This window comes from Streptomyces sp. NPDC051018, from assembly GCF_044456085.1.
Lineage (GTDB): Bacteria > Actinomycetota > Actinomycetes > Streptomycetales > Streptomycetaceae > Streptomyces.
On sequence record NZ_JBITFN010000042.1, the window covers coordinates 1 to 18756 of the forward strand.

The 18756-nt window shown below is 71.8% G+C and carries 12 protein-coding genes and 1 pseudogene; 9 read left to right on the forward strand and 4 right to left on the reverse strand.

Features of this window, described 5'->3' with window-relative positions; translation table 11 throughout:
• Positions 1–208: 208 nt before the first annotated feature.
• On the reverse strand, positions 209–1549 hold the full coding sequence (locus tag ACIBCM_RS35105) for an alpha-hydroxy-acid oxidizing protein (protein ID WP_399250493.1): 1341 nt from the start codon (positions 1547–1549) through the stop codon (positions 209–211).
• Positions 1550–1770: 221 nt separating this feature from the next.
• Between ACIBCM_RS35105 and ACIBCM_RS35110 the strand changes: the two genes are divergently transcribed.
• The gene (locus ACIBCM_RS35110) at positions 1771–2808 is read left to right on the forward strand and encodes a dipeptidase (protein WP_399250495.1); all 1038 of its coding nucleotides are present in this window, start codon (positions 1771–1773) and stop codon (positions 2806–2808) included.
• A gap of 85 nt (positions 2809–2893) precedes the next feature.
• On the opposite strand, the gene ACIBCM_RS35115 is transcribed toward ACIBCM_RS35110, so the two are convergent.
• The 3 genes from ACIBCM_RS35115 to ACIBCM_RS35125 form a co-directional block, all read right to left on the reverse strand.
• Positions 2894–3928, reverse strand: coding sequence for an RNA ligase family protein (locus tag ACIBCM_RS35115; protein WP_399250497.1), 1035 nt, complete (start codon positions 3926–3928; stop codon positions 2894–2896).
• Between the two features lie 415 nt (positions 3929–4343).
• Positions 4344–5783: an MFS transporter gene (locus ACIBCM_RS35120; RefSeq protein ID WP_399250499.1), complete on the reverse strand. Its 1440-nt coding sequence runs from the start codon at positions 5781–5783 to the stop codon at positions 4344–4346.
• A 704-nt stretch (positions 5784–6487) separates the two neighbouring features.
• Positions 6488–7393, reverse strand: a complete 906-nt coding sequence (locus tag ACIBCM_RS35125) for a proline racemase family protein (RefSeq protein ID WP_399250501.1) — start codon at positions 7391–7393, stop codon at positions 6488–6490.
• 118 nt (positions 7394–7511) lie between these two features.
• On the opposite strand from ACIBCM_RS35125, the gene proC reads away from it, so the two are divergent.
• The 8 genes and pseudogenes from proC to ACIBCM_RS35165 all read left to right on the forward strand — a co-directional run bounded on the left by proC (position 7512) and on the right by ACIBCM_RS35165 (position 18386).
• Positions 7512–8315 carry a pyrroline-5-carboxylate reductase gene (gene proC / locus ACIBCM_RS35130; RefSeq protein WP_399250503.1) on the forward strand — a complete coding sequence of 268 codons (804 nt, stop codon included), beginning with the start codon at positions 7512–7514 and terminating at the stop codon, positions 8313–8315.
• An 82-nt stretch (positions 8316–8397) separates the two neighbouring features.
• Positions 8398–8487, forward strand: a pseudogene (locus tag ACIBCM_RS35135) (LysR family transcriptional regulator); the annotation flags it as partial.
• A 257-nt stretch (positions 8488–8744) separates the two neighbouring features.
• Entirely contained in the window at positions 8745–11036 is a 2292-nt protein-coding gene (locus tag ACIBCM_RS35140; RefSeq protein WP_399250505.1) for a DPP IV N-terminal domain-containing protein, read from the forward strand.
• A 93-nt stretch (positions 11037–11129) separates the two neighbouring features.
• Positions 11130–12356 carry a PucR family transcriptional regulator gene (locus tag ACIBCM_RS35145; RefSeq protein WP_399250507.1) on the forward strand — a complete coding sequence of 409 codons (1227 nt, stop codon included), beginning with the start codon at positions 11130–11132 and terminating at the stop codon, positions 12354–12356.
• A 312-nt stretch (positions 12357–12668) separates the two neighbouring features.
• The gene (locus ACIBCM_RS35150; RefSeq protein WP_399250509.1) at positions 12669–14252 is read left to right on the forward strand and encodes an ABC transporter substrate-binding protein; all 1584 of its coding nucleotides are present in this window, start codon (positions 12669–12671) and stop codon (positions 14250–14252) included.
• Positions 14253–14335: 83 nt separating this feature from the next.
• Positions 14336–15370, forward strand: a complete 1035-nt coding sequence (locus ACIBCM_RS35155) for an ABC transporter permease (RefSeq protein ID WP_399250511.1) — start codon at positions 14336–14338, stop codon at positions 15368–15370.
• Positions 15370–17424: a dipeptide/oligopeptide/nickel ABC transporter permease/ATP-binding protein gene (locus tag ACIBCM_RS35160; protein WP_399250512.1), complete on the forward strand. Its 2055-nt coding sequence runs from the start codon at positions 15370–15372 to the stop codon at positions 17422–17424. Before ACIBCM_RS35155 ends, ACIBCM_RS35160 begins: the two co-directional genes overlap by 1 nt.
• A complete protein-coding gene (locus ACIBCM_RS35165; RefSeq protein WP_399250514.1) occupies positions 17421–18386 on the forward strand; it encodes an ABC transporter ATP-binding protein in 966 nt (321 codons plus the stop codon). The genes ACIBCM_RS35160 and ACIBCM_RS35165 overlap by 4 nt, the downstream gene beginning before the upstream one ends.
• Positions 18387–18756 lie beyond the last annotated feature (370 nt).

Sequence of the window (18756 nt, forward strand, 5' to 3'; positions counted from 1 at the left end):
TGTTCCTGTGTTCCGCTGTGGTTCCACTGTGTACCGATGTGTGTGCCGCTGTGTGCCGCTGTGTCTCAGCCCTGAGCACTGAGCCTCCGGGCTTCCGTGGTTCCGGTGTTCTGTTGTTCCCCTGCTCCGTGGCCGTGTGACTCCGGTGATCCTGTGCTCCCCGGGGCACGGCGACAAGCCTCCGTACCCGATCGCGCGGGGAGCGTTTCTACGGCTCAGCCACCGCTCCCCGCAGCACGGCATGCTCGCCGGAGACGTCCGTCATACGGGGCACACCGAGGAGTTGCAGGGTCCGGGCGGCCTCCCGTGCGAGAATTCCGAGCGCGTGCCCGACACCGCGCCGGCCCCCGGCCATGAGGCCGAAGAGATAGGCGCGCCCCACCATCCCGGCGGACGCGCCGAGCGCCCGGGCGGCCACCAGGTCGGCGCCGGACGACATTCCGGTGTCGATGAGCACTTCGGCCCTGTCGCCGACGGCGCGTACGACCCCCGGTAGCAGTTCCAGCGGGGCGGGCGCGCGATCGAGCTGACGTCCGCCGTGGGTCGACACCACCACGGCGTCGGCGCCGAGTTCGACCACGGCGGTGGCGTCCGAGACATGCTGGATGCCCTTGACGATCAGCTTCCCGGGCCATCGGTCCCGTAGCCAGTCCAGATCCGCCATGCTCGCACCGGGGTCGAACATCTGCTGGACGAGGTCCTCGACCGTGCCGTTCCAGGACGACATCGAGGCGAACTCCAGCGGCTCGGTGGTCAGCAGATTGAGCCACCAGGCGGGGTGGAGCGACATATCCGCGAGGGTGCGCGGCGACAGGGCGGGCGGAACCGTCAGGCCGTTGCGCACATCGCGCGTCCGCAGTCCGCCCACCGGTGTGTCCACGGTCAGCACCAGGGCCTCGACCCCCGCCGCGATCACCCTGTCGAGGAGCCGGGCGCTCGCCTCGCGGTCCCGCCACAGATAGAGCTGGAACCAGTTGCGGCCCTCCGGGACCGCCCGTACGAGATCCTCGACCGAGGTGGTTCCCATCGTCGAGAGGGTGTACGGCACGCCCGCAGCGGCCGCCGCCCGCGCCACCGCGATCTCGCCCTCGTGGTGCATCATCCGGGTGAACCCGGTGGGCGCGAGGACCAGCGGCAGCGCGCTGCTCCGTCCGACGACGTCCACCGAGGTGTCGACCGAGGTGACGTCCCGGAGCACCCGGGGGCGGAACTCGACCCTGCGGTAGGCGCCGCGGGCCCGGGCGATGCCGATCTCGCTCTCGGCGGCGCCGTCCACGTAGTCGAAGACCGAGCGCGGAACGCGTCTGCGGGCCAGCGCCCGGAGATCCCCGATGGTGTGCGCCCGGCTCAGACGACGGTCGACGCCGTCGGCGATGAAGGGCCGGGCGCGCAGCAGCGGGCGGATCTCGGACCAGCGGGGGAGCTGCCGCCGAACCTTCCCGGTGCCGGTGCCGGTGCCGGTGTTGGCCGTGGCCCCGTCCGCTCCTCGGGCCGTCCCGCCCGTCCCGTCGTCCGCGCTACGACGGTGCTCGGGAAGCACATCAACCATCGCGCCGAGACCTTTCCCTGGGCCTGTGTGCCGGCGGGCGCCGGTACCGCACCACTGTGACCGGGGTCCGGCCCCGGCGGTACGGAACTCCGGTCGGAAATACGGCCGCCGTTCTGCGACAACTGACTGTGTCGGGCCCCCGGGCGGATTTCTACGCTCGGTCGGAGCCAGTGACGGGGCCATCGCCCACGTCCGGAACCAAGCCCCCGGGAGAGGTCCGCATGGATGCGCGCACCCTGCACCAAGACGCCACAGTCGTCGACACCCACAACGATCTGATCCTTCTCGTCGACCATTACGACCAGCGCTACCAGCGGCGGCACTTCGCCGAGTACTGGCTGCCCCAGCTGCGCGCGGGAGGCGTCGACGTGCAGGTGCTCCCGATCTGCATCGAGGAGCAGTTCCAGTCCGAGGGAGCCCTGCGCCGTACCCTCCTCCTCATCGAGCGGATCCATGAACTCGCCGCCGAGAACTCCGGTGAGGTGGCGGTGTGCCTGACCGCCGCCGACATCGACACGGCGACCGCGGCAGGGAAGATCGCCCTGGTCATCGCCCTGGAGGGGGCTCATGCGATCGGCCAGGACCCGCGTCTCATCCGGTCCATGGAGCGCGTCGGTGTACGGGTGGTGTCGATGGCCCACTACGGGCGTACCTTCCTCGCCGACGGCAGCGGGCTGGACGACACCTCGGGCAGCCGTCTGACCCCGCAGGGCATCGAGGTGTTCCGGGACATGGAACGGCTCGGAGTCGTCTTCGACATCAGCCATCTCGGTCTCGGCGGTGTGGAGGACGTCCTCGCGATCGCGACCCGGCCGTTTCTCGCGACCCACTCGGCGTGTCTGGCACTCACCGACATCCACCGCAACCTCGGTGACGAGCAGCTGAAGGGCATCGCCGAACTGGGCGGTGTCGTCAGCGTCGCGGCGGCCATCCCCCACTTCATCGACCCCGAGAACCCCAGTGCCGAGCGGGTCGTCGACCATATCGAGCACATGGTCTCCGTCGCCGGTGTCGATCACGTCGGCATCGGCCCGGACTTCATCGAGGACTACTTCCAGCAGGCGTTCGGCGGCTGGCAGCTGGTTCCCGGCTTCGAGGGGGGCTTCACCGGTGCCGAGGTCGAACGTCCCGCCGATCTGCCGAAGATCACCGAGGAGATGGTCCGCAGGGGCTTCGGCGAAACCGACGTCAGGAAGATCCTCGGCGGCAATGTCATGCGGGTGCTGCGAGAGGTCATGGGCGTCCCCGGGCGTGGGTAGTCGCGGTCCGGCCGTACGCGGCTGATGCTCCTCACCCCTCGCGTCTTCTACCGGGGCGACTCCCTGCCCCTGCCACCGTGGGCCCTTACCCCTGCCGGGAACGGTGGCGGTCCTCGGCATCGAACACCGCCAGGGAGTGCGCCCCGGGCCGAAGCGCTTGTTCCAGAGGGCGGAGGAGTGTGTCCTCCAGGCCGCCCAGCGCTTCGGCGAGCTCCTCCACGACATCCCGGGTGATCTCCTTCGCCACGGCGTCTGCCGGAGCGCGGGGGCCGAGCTTGCTGACCACGGCGGCCGCGCGAGCGGGGGTGAGGAGTGCCGAGGCCCGGGCGAGGAGCCAGGCGGGTACTCCGGCCGCTCCCCGCGGCGGTGGCAGATAGGGACGAGCGCCGTCGAACCGCTCGTCCTCCGCGAAGGACTTCTGCTTCACCTTGACCACGGGACGCGTGCCCCCGCCCGCGGAGTCCGTCTCCGGCCATTCGCCGGCCGGCTTGAGGACGTAGCCTTCGGCGAAGTTGTCCGCCAGCCCGGGCAGCCCCAAGGCGTCCGGGACTCTCGTGGGGAAGGCGCACGGCAGTTCCTGGAGCTTGTGCAGCGAGCCGTGCCCCAGAGCGGGTGGACAGACGAGCCCCGCGGCGGCCGCGGCCTCACGCAGAGCGCGGTCGGAGATCCAGCGGCGCCCCCCGGCTGTCGCGATCGACGCGTCGAACGGCAGCCAGTGCAGGCCCGGCGCGTACCACACGCCCGTCTGTACCGGCCCGGTATCGGCAACGGCGGGAACGTCCGGGTGGGGGTAGCTTCCTCCGGCCAGCTCACCGTAGATCGTCACCATCGCGTCGTCGTCCCGCCCACCGCGCAGCGCGGAAGCGAAACGGGCCGCCGCGACCGACAGCACCGGCCAGATTCTGCTCACGCCGAAGAAGCCGTCCAGCGCGTCGTCGCCCAACAGTTCACGCCGCTTCGCCGGATGAACCCCCGTGGCGTCACACACCACCGCGAAATGCGCTCCGTGCACCTTCTCCACCGCGACCCACTCCCGGGCCCCGGACACGCCGAGCCCTCCCCTGGCGGAAATCTTGGGATAGGGCCGTAGCGCGGGACCCGCGGACGCAGAATCGAGCATGGGGAGGATCATCGCCGCCGGTCCGGCCCCGGGCAACCAGGATTCACCGCGAAGACTGCGGTACGTGGACCCGGAGCCCCGGGCCCGCACGGACGCGGCCCCCGGCCGGGCGCACCCGCCGGAGTGCCCGTCCGCACCGCGCCGGGCCGCAGGCGGTCCGGGGTGAAGACCTCCGCGGGCGCGGTGCCGGAGCGCCCGCTCCCACCGCGGCGGAGGTCTTCGTGTGTGCCCCCGGCGACCGGCACCCGAAGCCGCCGTCGCCACCCGGCGTCCCGCGTGAGCGCCCCGGCGCGCCGCGCCCCACGCACGGCGACCGGCATCCGGGGCCGCTGTCTCCCGCCCTGGTGGTGAGGGGCACTCACCACCAGGGCGGTTCCGTACGCGTCCCGGGCTGTTCCCGTAGGCGGCGTACGGGTCAGGAGTCCACGCGGTCGGCCGACGGCGCGGATTCCGCGGCGGGGGCCGCGGCGGCGTTCTTCCCGCCGCCCATCAGCAGCCCGGTGAGGATCGCACCGGCCGCGGCGGCCCCGGCGGCACCCAGGAAGGCGGCGCTGAAGCCCTCGGTCAGCGCAGGCAGGTCGCCCAGTTCGCCCGCGCCCTGCGAGGTGGCGAGCGCGGTCAGCGCGGCCAGGCCGAGCGCGGAGCCCACCTGGTAGGTGGTGTTGACGATGCCCGAGGCCAGACCGGCCTGCTCCTGCGGAACATTCGAGATCGCCGCCATCATCGCCGGGATGTAGGCAAGTGACATGCCCGTCGCCGCGACGAGGGAGGCGGGCAGTACGTCCACCGGGAACGTGCCGGTCGGCTCCACCGCCGACAGCCACACCAGACCGGCCGCGAGGACCAGCAGACCGCCCACGATCAGCGGCTTGGCCCCGAAGCGGCCCAGCAGCCGCGCGGTGATCAACGTCATGAAGACCATCAGCAGTCCGGTCATGGGCAGCAGCGCGGCGCCGCTGGCGAACGCCCCGTAGCCGAGGACCTGCTGGAGGTAGAGGTTGAGGAAGTACCACATGGGGATCCACGCGGCGCCCAGCAGCGTCATCGCCAGGTTCGAGATGCCGAGCCCCGGGGTGCGCCAGACGCCCAACGGCATGAGCGGTGCCTTGACCGACCGCTGTACGAGGAAGAAGAGGATCAGGAGAGCGGCGGCGCCCACCAGTTCCAGGACGGTCTCCGAGGCACCCCAGCCCACCTCGGGAGCGCGGACCACGGCGAACACGGTGAGCGCCAGTCCGGCGGTGACGGAGACCGCTCCGAGGATGTCCACCGAGCCGCGGCGTCCGGCGACGGAGGGCAGCAGACCCGTGGCGAACAGGGTGGCGACGCCGATCGGGATGTAGATGATGAAGATCCAGGGCCAGCTCGCCCACTCGGTGAACACCCCGCCGAGGAACACTCCGGCGGTGCCGCCCGCGGGGGCCGCCGCGCCGTACAGGGCGAGCGCCTTGCCCAGCTCTCTGGAGTCGTGGCCGAAGAGCATCATCAGCAGGGTCATCGACGCCGGTGCGATCAGCGCCCCGCCCACGCCCTGGACCGCGCGGCCGACGATCTCGACCCAGGCGGTGCTCGCCGCCGCGGCCACCACCGAGCCGGCGATCAGGACGACCCAGCCGGAGACGAAGATCCGCCGGGCGCCCAGCAGGTCGGACAGCCGTCCGCCGAGCAGGAGCAGGCCGCCGAAGGCGATGACGTAGGCGTTGAACACCCACTGGAGGTCGCCCTGGGAGAAGCCGAGGTCACGCTGCATCTCGGGGAGTGCCACTCCGATGATGGAGGTGTCCATGATCACCATGAACTGGGCGGTGGCGAGCACCAGAAGTGCCCACCAGCGCCTCGGATTGACAGTTGACATCGCTCTTCCCCTTTTCCTAGCGCATACCCCATGGGGGTATCTGTAATCGCTGGGACAATATACCCCTGAGGGGTATTCATGGAAGAGGGGTGTCCGGGGAAAAATCCGGAGGGGGTCCCGGGAGAGCCGGCCGGGGCGGTCCTTCTGTCGTTCCGGTGTCCGTGCAGCCCGGTGTCTGTTGTGCCAGTGCCGTTGGGCGCCTGCCGATGTGCTGGGGGTGCGGCGCTCTCCGGTGCGAGGGCCGGCCGGACCCGGGGCTTCGCGGCGTGGCGGGCCGGTGGCCTGCGATGGGTGCGGGCATGCGAAAGGGCCCCGCTCCGGCCGGGTGACCGGAAGCGGGGGCCCGGGGTGTTGCCGGTGGCTGCGGACCGGCTCGTGGTGCGAAAGCCGTACGCTCCGGGAGGTCGTACGCCGCCAAAGCCGGGCGCTCCGGAGGCCGTACGGCCGTCGCGGAGGCTGTTACCGGCCCACGGAGGCCGGGGAGAAGCCCGCCACGGCCCCCACGATCACGGGACCGGGCAGAGCGGCCGCCCGGCGGCAGGACGGCAGCACGGGAGGCGAACGCCCGGAAACCGGCCGGACGCAGTGGCGCCGATCGGCGTGCCGGACGGGGGAGAGCCGCTCAGCCGGTCAACGGGACACCGCAGAGCCGGACGGCAACCGGATCGCGTCGGCCGCCGGCCACGGACCGGCTGAAGCGCCCGCTACCCCCGGAGCGTCTCGACCCGGCCGCGCAGCACGATGCCGAGCCCCTTCGAGGGATCGAGGCGCGAAGCGGTGTCGAGCCGGGCCTCGAAGGCCGGTCCGAACGGGCTGTGGTGGGTCAGTACCTCGTCGGCGCCCAGCTCACCGTCCTCCAGGGCCGTCACCAGCCGCGCGCAGGTGCCCGTTCCGCACGGGCCCCGGTTGAGTACCGCGTCACCCCAGACGACCGCGCTGCGGGTGACACCGCCGACCAGGGGCTCGGTGAGCAGAAGCAGGCCGGGCGGGTCCTGTCCCGTACGGCGGGCGATGACGGCCGACGCCTCGCGCAGCAGCGCGTCGCCGCGTGAGGCGAGCAGTTCCCCGGGCGTGTCGTCCAGCCCGAGACCGACCGCCTCCGCGGAGACGACGAGGAAGGAGTTGCCGGAGACCGTCACGGTCCTGAAGTGCTGCGACGGCACGGTGACGGGATGGGAGACGGAGGGCTCGTGGACGGTCGGCATACGCAGGGACACCGACCCGGCCCCTTCGTCCGTACCGCGGATCGGGCCGCCGGTGGCGGCGGTGTCGAAGACGACCGTCGACCCCGCGCCGGAGGAACGGACGGCACAGGCGAACATGGTGGCCTCGCCGCAGCCGCCCAGCACCCCGTCCGCGGTGACGAACAGCAGTCCTTCGTCGGCCACTTGCACGGCGGGCCGCGTCACCACGGCGACGATGGCGCCCGGGTCGCCACGCATACGGCCGAAGTAGGCGGCGCGGACCCGGTCGAGAGCGCCCGTGAGCGCCTCCCGGGCCCCGGCCATCGAGGACGCGCCATGGGCGAGTGAAGTGGCGTCGTAGCAGGCAACGGGCTGCCCGGAGGCGTTTCCGCTCGCCAGGAACGACGGCTGGGAAGTGTGGTTCACGGCCTTCATCGTGGTGACCGGGGCCGTGCTCATCGACCGACGGGCGCCGAGAATCGGCGGGGGCGATTGCTACGTACCGCTGATGGCGCGAGCCCGTACGGCCCGTAGGTTTCCGGACATGACCAAACACCGTCTGATCATCGTGGGTGGCGGAAACATGGGCTCGGCGCTCGTCGGGGGGCTGCTGGCCGCCGGGTGGCCGACCAAGGACATCGCCGTGGTGGAACGGCTCTCCGGGCGGGCCGCGCATCTGCGGGGCTTGTTCCCGGGGGTCACGGTGTCGGACGGAATGCTCCCCGCCGACGGTGTGGTCATCGCGGTCAAACCGCACGATGTGGCCGACGCCGTCGCCGCCGCGGGGGCGTCACGCCTGCTGTCGATCGCGGCGGGCGTCTCCCTCGCCACCCTGACCGCGGCCTGCGGTGAAGGAGTCGCCGTCGTCCGGGGAGCACCCAACACCCCGGCCGTCGTCGCCAAGGGCGCCGCGGCCGTCGCCGCGGGACCGTTCGCCACGGAGGACGATCTCGTCTGGGCCGAGGAGATCCTCGGCGCCGTCGGTACGGTGGTACGGGTGACGGAGGCGCAACTCGACGTCGTGACCGCCCTCTCCGGCAGCGGACCCGCCTATCTCTTCCTGGTCGCGGAGGCACTGACCGACGCCGGGGTGCTCGCGGGACTGCCCCGCGCCGTGACCGAGCAGCTGGTCGGCCAGCTGCTCGCCGGATCGGCGGCCCTCTTCGCCGAGAGCGGCCGCAGCCCGGCCGCGCTGCGCGCGGAGGTGACCTCTCCCGCCGGGGTCACCGCGTCCGCGCTGCGGGTGCTGGAGGAGCGGGGGATCAGATCCGCCTTCCTGGACGCGGTGACGGCGGGAACGGCACGCAGCCGCGAACTCGGCGCGGCGGCGGCGAGCGGCGCGCACTGAGCACGGTGGGGTCGCCGGACGAGCACACCGGCACCGGCACCGCTGTCGGCGCCGGTCACCGACGGGTCCCGGACACCACCCGGCGCTGCTGCCGCCGGCCCGCCGGATCCTCGCGGACGCGGACACCGCGCGGCACGAGGTCCAGGAGCCGGCCCAGCTCCGCCGGGGGCGGCACGGGACACCGCGGGCCACCGCCCCCGGTCCCCGCGCCAGCCCGGGGGCGGACGCCGGGCACACAGCGTAGGGGCACAGAAGGTGCTGAAGTCGTCCGCCGGCACCGGCCCCGGGCAGACGTGCCGCTGCCCTCGCCGTAGCGGCAAGAGCGCGGCACGACCGCGGTGTTCCGGACCGGGACGCCGTGTCGGACAGCGGTCTCCGGGCGGTGGAGCCGTCCGGGGACCGATCGGATCGGTGAAAGGGACTGACTCCATGACGTCGGTACGGCAGTGGGACACGGCGCGTTACGAGGCCGCGGAGAGACTCCTCCCGCACCACCGGCCGTCGCTGGTACGCGGCGGGAGGGTGGCGCCCCGGTGGATCGACGGCGGCACCCGGTTCTGGTACCTCTCCGGTACCCAGGCGGGCCACCGGTTCCTGCTCGTCGACCCCGAGCGGGGCACCCGGGGCCCCCTGTTCGACCACGACCGGCTCGCGGCGGCGCTCGCGTCCGTCTCCGGTGAGCCGGTGGAGGGCGGGGCACTGCCGTTCACCGAGGTCGGGTTCTCCGGCGCGGAGGTCGGGTTCGACGCCTTCGGTGTGCGCTGGCGGTGCCCCCTCGACTCGTACGTCCCCGAGAAGGACGAGGAGTACCGGAGGCCGGACTTCGCCGAAGTGCTGTCACCGGACGGGAGATGGGCGGTCGCCCTGCGCGGCCACGACCTGTGGCTGCGTTCGGTCGCGACCGGGGAGGAACGCCCGCTGACGACCGACGGCACGAGTGAGCGCCCGTACGGCACCCAGCCCGACAGCCTGACGTTCGGCGCGCTGATGCGCAGGCTCGGAGCGCGGTCCCTGCCCCCGCTCGTGGTCTGGTCGCCGGACTCCCGGCGGCTGGTGACCCACCGGCTCGACCAGCGCGGTGTGGCCATGTCCCATCTGGTGGAGGCGGCCCCGGCGGACGGCGGCCGGCCCGCCCTGCACAGCTACCACTATCCGATGCCGGGCGACGATGCCGTGCCCGTGGCCGAGCTGGTCGTCTTCGACGTCGACGGCGGATCGGCCGTCCCCTCACGCGGGCGGCCCCTGTTCACACCGATGCTCTCGCCCGTGATGGCCAAACGGGTGTGGTGGGCGCCGGACGGTTCCTCGGTCCACTACCTCGAACAGCCACGGGACCTCACCTCCCTGACGCTCAACGCGCTCGATCCCCGTACCGGCGAGGTCCGCGCGCTGCTGGCGGAGAGCGGCGAACCACGCGTCGAGCCCGGCCAGGGCATGGGACAGACGATTCTGCGGGTGCTGTCCACGGGACGCGAGGTGCTCTGGTACTCCCAGCGGGACGGCTGGGGCCATCTGTATCTCCGCGACACCGAGTCGGACGGCACCTGGCACCAGGTCACCTCGGGGGAGTGGGCGGTGCAGCGGATCCTGCATGTCGACGAGAGCGAACGGGTGGTGTACTTCGTCGCCACCGGCCTGGTGGAGAGGGACCCGTACCGCCGTCAGATCTGCCGGGCCGGGCTCGACGGCTCGGGGTTCGCCCGGCTGTGCGACGACGACCTCGACCATGTGGTCACGGTGCCGGAGAACGGGCGGTACTTCATCGACTCCGCGTCGGCGAAGGACACCCCGCCCGTGATCACGGTCCGCGGCTGGGACGGATCGGTCGTGGTCGAGCTGGAACGGGCCGACATCACGGCCCTGCTGGCAACGGGATGGACCCCGCCGCAGCAGTTCACCACCAAGACAGCCGACGGGGTCACCGATGTCCACGGGCTGCTGTTCCTGCCGCCGGGCTTCGACGAGGGAGCGGCCTATCCGGTCGTCGACAGCCCCTATCCGGGCCCCCATCACGGCCGGCTCGACCCGTCGTTCGAGGGCTATCCCCATCTGGACTGCGAGGCCGAGGCGATCGCCGCCCTCGGCTGTGTCGTCGTGGTGGTGGAGGGGCGCGGTACGCCGGGGCGCAGCCGCGCCTTCCACGACTGCTCGTACGGGGAGTACGGCAGGGCGGGGTTCCTGGAGGACCATCTCGCCGCGATCCGTGAACTGGCCCGCACCCGCCCCTGGATGGATCTGGACCGGGTGGGTGTCTACGGCGGCTCGGGAGGCGGTTACGCCACGGTGCGGGCGATGTGCCTGTACCCGGATTTCTACAAGGTCGGGGTGTCCCAGTGCGGCAACCACGACCAGCGCTTCTTCCAGCTGGCGTGGGGGGAGACCTACGACGGGCCGCTCGACGCCGAACGGTACGCGCGCTCGTCGAATGTGGAGCTGGCCGACCGGCTCACCGGCAGACTGCTGCTGATCCACGGCGAGATGGACGACAACGTGCATCCGCATCTCACGATGCGCCTGGTCGACCGGCTGATCGCGGCCAACAAGGACTTCGACCTGCTGATCGTGCCCGGCGCCGAGCACTTCTTCCTCGGCTACGAGGCGTACACCACCCGGCGGCGCTGGGACTTCCTGGTCCGCCATCTCCTGGGCGGCGAACCCCCCGCCGGATACCGCCTGGCCGATTTTCCCGTCAACCCCGCCCTTCTGTCCGGACTGGGCTGATCCTCGGCGCTTTCACCGTTGACATTCGGTTTTGCGCACTATAGGAACATGCGGAGATCCGGGATGGGAATGCCCGCGTCCGGGAGGCTCGCCGTGACCACAGAACTACAGCGCATCATCGACGGCCTGGGCCATCGACTCCAGCGGAACGTCAGCGTGGACGACTGGCGGCTGCGGCAGCTCGCCTTCTCCTCCCACGAGTACGGGGCGGTCGACCCGCTCCGGGAGCAGTCGATCTTCAAACGGGGAGTGCCCAGCGGCGCGGACACCTGGACCTTCGCCTCGGGTGCCAAGACGGCCGAGGGGCCCTTCCGTCCGCCCCTCGCCCCCGAGATCGGCGCGACGATGCAGCGGCTGTGCGTGCCGATCCGGGCGGACGGCGCCCTCCTGGGGTTCATCTGGATCCTCGAAGGGGACAACCCGCTGAACGACTCGGAGATCGAGGGTGTGCTGGCGACGCTCGGTACGGTGGCGATCCTGATCCAGCGCGATCAGCTCGCCCTCGAACTGCACCGCACCCGGTCGAGGGAGCTGCTGCGCGATCTCGCGGTGCGGGACGACGCCCGGGCGCGTGAGCGGGCGGCCGCGGAACTCGTCGACGCCGATCTGTTCGTCGCCAGTGAACCGGCCGTCGCGGTGGTCCTCACACTGCACCCCGGCGACCAGGCCCTGACCGACGGCGAACGGAACGCGGTGGAGGGCCGGCTGGAACGGGTCGGGGGACAGCTGCCGGACCGCCGGCACATCGGACTGGTCCGCCGTGACCACGGACTTCTGCTGCTGTCGGACAAGGACCCCCTGGTCGGCGGGGACGCCAAACTGGCCCTGATCGAGGAGCTGGTGAAAAACCTCGACCGGGATCTGCCGGACGCGAGGGTGATCGCGGGCATCGGCGAACCCGTGCCGCATCTGCGCGACTTCGACCACTCCTACCGCCAGGCGGAGCAGGCCGCGCGCGTGGCCCGGGTGGTGGAGGGCTTCGGCAGCGTCGCGGCCTTCGGCGGTCTCGGCGTCTACGGGCTGCTCGCCCGGCTGCCCGGTGACGAACTCTCCCTGGAATCCCACCACCCCGGGCTCCAGCGCCTCCTCGACCTGGGGCCCAAGGGCGAGCAGCTCGCCGGCACCCTGGAGGCGTTCCTCGAACACGCCGGGGACGTACAGGCCGCCGCCGAGCAGCTCTATGTGCACCGTACGACCCTGTACTACCGGCTCCAGCGCATCGAGGAGATCACCGGTGCCCAGCTGACCAGCGGTGAGGACCGGCTGGCGCTGCACCTCGGGCTGAAGATCGCCCGTCTCATCGGTCTGCGACGCGGTTGACGGGCCCCGGGGCACCTTCCCCCGTCTCATCGGCCCGCGACGCGGTCGACGACCCCCGGCACCCGCCCGTGGGCGTTCCGTCCCGGCAGGCGTCCGCCCCGCCCCCGGCGGCCGTTCCGCGTACCCCGGTAACGCGGAATTCCCTCCCCGGCGCACTCCGACAATCTGCTGTGCCGGAGGTCCGTCTCTTGCGACTGCTGTCGTTAGCGCCTGGTCAATGCCCGTACAACACTGATCCGGACCAGCTCGGCGCCGCTGAGCTTGCCCCTCGATTGGAACATGGCCATGCACAGACGATTCAGCGTCCTTGCCGTGACGACTCTGACGACGGTGACGGCGGCACTGGCCGCCGGCTGCTCGGCCGGTTCGTCGCAGAACGGGAACGGCGGACCGGTCGGCTACGCCAAGGACGGCACGTTCACCTTCACCCTCCCCAGCGATCCGGGCGCCATCGACCCGTACCGGAACATCTCGTCGATCAACGAGATGGGAAGTCTCGTCTACGACCCGCTGGTCAATGTGACCCCGGAGGGAAGGATCGTCTCCGGACTCGCACAGAGCTGGGCGGCCGACGCCCGGGGCGCCACCTTCACCCTCCGCGAGGGCGTCACCTGTTCCGACGGAACGCCCCTTACGGCACGTCAGGTGGCTGCGGCGCTCACCTTCCTCAAGGACCCCAAGAACCAGTCGCCCCTGTACGGCCTGCTGGTGCCCGCCACCCCGTTCACCGTCACCGGCGACGACACCGCACGTACCGTCAAGGTGACCATGCAGGAGCCGTTCGCCCTGCTGCTCCAGACCATCGGCAGGACACCGATCGTCTGTGACAAGGGGATGAAGGACCCCGGGAGCCTCGCCACCTCGTCCGCGGGGACGGGGCCCTACATCCTCAGCGAGGTCGTCCGCGGTGACCACTACACCTTCACCCGGCGCGCGGGCTACACCTGGGGCCCCGCCGGTGCGGGCAACGACGCCCCGGGCACCCCGGCCAAGGTCGTGGCCAGGATCGTCCCCAACGAGACGACCGCGGCGAATCTGCTCCTGTCCGGCGAAGTCAATATGGCGGCCGTCGGCGGAGCCGACCGCAAACGCCTCGAAGCCCGCAAACTGAAGCACTTCACGGTCTCCTCCACCCTCGGCGAGCTGTGGTTCAACCAGCGCGACGGCCGCCCCGGCGCCGACCCGAAGGTACGGAAGGCGCTCACGGCGGCGCTGGACCTGGACGAGCTGGCCCGGGTCTCGACCGGTGGCCAGGGCAAGCGCGCCGAGGCCCTGGTCGCCAACGACGCGCAGCCGTGCGCTGCGAACAACGTCGACGGCCGGGTTCCCCCGCACGACGCCGGGCAGGCCGCCGCACTGCTGGACGAGGCGGGCTGGACCGCCGGCTCCAAGGGAGTCCGCAGCAAGGGCGGAAAGCAGCTCAAGGTCTCGCTGCACTACAGCGCCAACGAGGGCAAGGGCAATGTCGCCGCTGCCGAAGTGGTCTCGCAGCGCTGGAAGGACCTCGGCGTCTCGGTCCGACTCGTCGGCGACGACCGCAACTCCCTCACCCGCGCCATGTTCGAGACCGGTGACTTCGACGTCTACTGGGCCGGATTCAAACTCAATCTGCCCCATCTGGCCGTGCCCTTCGCCTCCGGCGCCGTCCCCCCGGCCGGCCAGAACTTCACCGGGATCCGGAACCCCTCGTACGACCGGCTGGTCGCCCAGGCCGCCCGGACGCCCGGGGCCGCCGGCTGCAAGCTGTGGAACGACGCCGAGCGCTCCCTGATCGCCGCGGCCGACGTCGTACCCGTCTCGGAGGCGGACATCCCCTACTTCCTCAACAAGGCCGAGGCGGGAACCGAGGGCTGGCTCCAGATCCCCATCCCCACCAGCCTGCGCGTCCTGCGCTGAAGCGGTGCCGCTCCGGGTGCCGCCCCGCGCGCACCCGGAGGGTCACGCACGCCCACACGACGATTTCGACGGAGGTCCAGCTGGTGACCAGCGTGACGGAGAAACCCCCCGCGACCGCCGGGGTCCCGCGACCGCGTCCCCCGGTGGCGGACGTTCTGTCCGGGGCGCTGGACAACCCCTGGGTGCGGTTCGCCCTGCGGCGCACCGGACGGTTCCTGGTGTCCCTGTGGGTCCTGGTCACCGCCTCGTTCCTGATGATCCATCTGGTCCCGGGAGACCCGGTGCGCGGGTCCCTCGGGCCGACCGCTCCGGTGGAACTCGTCGAGGAGCGCCGCCGGGCCCTGGGCCTGGACGACCCGCTGTGGGAGCAGTACGCCGACTTTCTGCGCCAGTGCGTCACCGGTGACTTCGGTGTCTCGATGGTGACCGGACTGCCCGTCTTCGACGTCATCGGCGACCGGCTGCCCGGGACGGCCGTACTGGCCCTCCTGGCCTTCGCCCTGGTGCTTGTCGTGGCCGTGCCCACCGGGGTGGTGACGGCGGTGCTCACCCGGGGCGGGCGGCGCCGGGGCGGGGAGCTGGCCTTCACCTCGACGAGCGTGTGCCTGGCGGCGATTCCGGAGTTCCTGCTGGCGGTGGGCCTGGTCTATGTCTTCGCCGTGCGCCTGCAGTGGTTCCCGGTCGCGGGCCAGGCGGGTCCCGCCTCCTATGTCCTCCCGGTGCTGGCGCTGGCCGTCGGCCCGGCCGCGGTGCTGGCCCGCATCGTACGGGTGGAGATGCTCTCGGTCCTGGGCCAGGAGTACATCCGTACCGCACGCGCCAAACGGCTGCCGGACCGGCTGGTCTACGCCCGCCACGCCCTGCCCAACGCCCTCACCGCCACCCTGACCCTGGCGGGTCTGACGCTCACGACGATGGTCGCCGGAACGGTGATCATGGAGAACGTGTTCGCCTGGCCGGGACTCGGGGTGACCATCGTGCAGTCCATCGTGCAGAAGGACTACCCGATGGTGCAGGGCGTCATCCTCGTCTACGGCGCGGGTGTGCTTCTGGTGAATCTGCTGGTCGACACCCTGATGGCGATTCTCGATCCGCGTTCGACGATCAGGGAGAGCTGATGCCCCGACAGCGTACGAAGTGGCTCGCCGCCACCCGGAGCCCGGTGGGCGCCTGCTCGGCGGCGCTGCTGGTCCTGATCGCCGTGCTGGCCGTGGCGGCACCCCTCGTCTGGGGTGACGCGGCCGGCGCGACCGATACGAGCGCCATGGAGCAGGGGCCGTCCGGGGAGCATCCGCTCGGCACCGACTCACTGGGGCGGGACATCTTCCTCAGGGTCCTCGTCGCGACCCGGCTGTCCCTCGGACTCGCCCTCGCTGCGACCCTGATCGGACTCGTCGTCGGGGTACTGCTGGGTGCGGCCCCCTCGATCCTGCCGCGCCGGGCCGGACGGCTGGTGACCGCGGCGGTGAACATCGCCGTCGCCTTCCCGGCGCTCCTGCTCGCGCTGTTCCTCGCCGTGATCTTCGGAGTGGGGCTGACCGGAGCCGTGCTGGCCATCGGGATCGCGGGGGCACCGTCCTTCGCCCGGCTGACCCAGACACTGGCCGCCTCCGTGGCGGGCCGCGACTTCGTGGCGGCGGCGAAGGTGGCCGGAGTGGGCAGGGTCCGCATGCTCGTACGCCACATCCTGCCCAACATCGGCGAGCCGCTGGTGGTCAACGCCACCATCGGCGCCGGGAACGCGCTGCTGGCCTTCGCCGGACTGTCCTTCCTCGGGATCGGCATCCAGGCCCCCGACTACGACTGGGGCCGGCTCCTCGGCGAAGGGCTCGACCGGATCTACACCAACCCGGCGTCGGCGCTGGCTCCCGGGGCGGCCGTGGTGATCGCGGGACTGGCGTTCAACCTCTTCGGTGAGGCAGCCGCCGCGGTCGTCGGCTCGCGCACGGCGGCGGTGCGCGGCGGCACTTCACCGCCCGTGCCACCTCGCCGGGCCCCCGTCGCCCCGGCCGGCGGCGGGGACAACGCGGACGCCGGGGCGGACCGTGACGCCCCCGTGCTCGCGGTCGAGAATCTGCGGGTCGCCTTCCCGGGCCCGGCGGGCCCGGTGACACCGGTGCGCGGGGTGAGCTTCACCGTGCACGCCGGTGAAGCGGTGGGCGTGGTCGGTGAGTCGGGGTCCGGCAAGAGCCTGACCGCGCTGGCCGTGTCCCGGCTGATCGAATCGCCGGGAGTGGTCACCGCCGACCGGCTGGACTTCCTCGGCACTCCGCTGCTGAGCACCCCCGAGCGTGAACTGAGGGCACTGCTGGGGACCTCGCTGTCGATGGTCTTCCAGGACCCGATGACCTCGTTCAACCCCACGCGGCGGGTCGGCCGGCAGCTGGCCGAGGTCTCGGAGCAACATCAGGGACTGTCCCGGCGGGCGGCCTTCGACCGGGCGGTCGACCGGCTGCGGGCCGTGCGGGTGGCGGGGGCGGAACGCCGGGCCCGTCAGTACCCGCAGGAGTACTCCGGCGGAATGCTCCAGCGCGCCATGATCGGTATGGGCCTGATGGGCGATCCCCGTCTGGTGGTGGCAGATGAACCCACCACCGCACTGGATGTCACCGTCCAGCGCGATGTCCTGCGGCTGCTCGCCCGGGTACGGGAGAGCAGCACCTCGGCCCTCCTGCTGATCAGCCACGACCTCACGGTGGTCGCCCAGACCTGCGACCGCGTCCTGGTGATGTACGCGGGACGCGTCGTGGAGGATCTGCCGGCCTCCGGGCTGAAGGACGCCCGCCACCCCTATACACGCGCCCTGCTCGACACGGTCCCGGACATGGACGCCGACCGCGGCCGGCCGCTGGCCGTCATCCTCGGCCGTCCGCCCGAGCCCGATCAGGTCCTGGAGGGCTGTGCGTTCGCGTCCCGCTGCGGATTCGCGAGTGAGCGCTGTACGACCGAGACGCCGGACCTCGCAGACACACCGGCCCTCGCTGATACGGGACTCACCGATACACCCGAACCCGGCGATACGTCCGCACCGATCGGGACGCCCGTGCCCACGGGCCGGGGCCGGGTCCACCGTGTCGCCTGCTGGCACCCCGCCGGCGGACCGGAAACGTCTTCCGCGGTGACGCCTTCCGCGGCGGCGCCCGCCAACGAACCCTTCGGAGAGCGCATATGAGCCGGCTGGTTTTCGACGAGGTGTCCGTGCGTTACGGCAGCCGCCGCCGCGGTCTCACCGCCGTGGACCGGGTGAGTCTCACCGTGCCCGCCGGGGCCACCGTCGGCCTGGTGGGGGAGTCCGGGTCGGGCAAGTCCACCCTCGCCCGCACCGCCGTCGGGCTGTCACCGCTCAGCGCGGGGAGGGTACTTCTGGATTCCACCGACGTCCGGACGTTCTCGCGCGGCCACCGGCCCCTCCAGATGGTGTTCCAGGATCCGTACTCCTCGCTGGACCCCCGGATGAGCATCGGCGAGTCGATCACCGAGACCGTGCCCCGTGGCACGGTGACCGGGGCCGCGGCCAGGCACGCCGAGGTCCGGCGGCTGCTGGAGCTGGTGCGACTGGACCCCGACCGCGCGGACATGCTGCCCGCGCAGCTCTCCGGCGGCCAGCGTCAGCGGGTCGCCCTGGCCCGTGCCCTGGCGGGCCGGCCCCGGGTGGTGATCGCGGACGAGATCACCTCGGCCCTGGATGTCTCCGTACAGGGAGCCGTGCTCAACCTCGTACGGGAGGTGCAGCGCGATATGAAGCTCACGATGCTGTTCATCTCGCACAATCTGGCCGTTGTGCGCTACCTCAGTGACATCGTCGCCGTCATGCATCTGGGCCGCATCGTGGAGGCCGGACCCGCCGAACAGGTCCTCGGCGACCCCCGGCATCCCTACACCCGGACCCTGCTGGAGGCGGTGCCCCAGCGCGATGTGCCGCTGTTGGACGTGTCCCGGGACAGCCCGGCGGAGCCGGTGGACCCGCGCCACCCGCCGTCCGGCTGCCGCTATCGCACCCTCTGTCCCATCGGGCCCGCGGCCCACACCGAACCCGCCGAACGCGAGCTGTGTGTGACCACGGATCCGGTCGCGGGCGCCGAGCAGCGTCCCCATCACACGGCCTGCCACTTCGCCGGCGACCGCTCGGCCTGACGGACCGCACGGCCTGCCGCGGCCCCGGTCCGTACGGCCGGGGACACACATCCGGACCCGTACGGCCGGACACGCATCCACCCCGTACGGCCCGGCACGAACCGCTGCTCACGACGGGGGCACGGCCGCTCCCCGCGGCAGGGCACGAACCGTTCGGCCGGGCCGGGCGCGGCCGGGTCCGTGCCTCGGCGTCCGGGCGTCCGGGCCTCCGGCTTGCGACAGATGCAGAGCACCCCGGCCAGGGGTTACGACGCCTGTCGTTGGTGCTCGTCCCGCGCATGGAAAAGGCTGGAGTACGGCGGGTGTCCGGGGTCCCGGGACAGCTTCACCGCCGGGTGCCGCGGGCACCGTCACCGGCGATCGACCGACT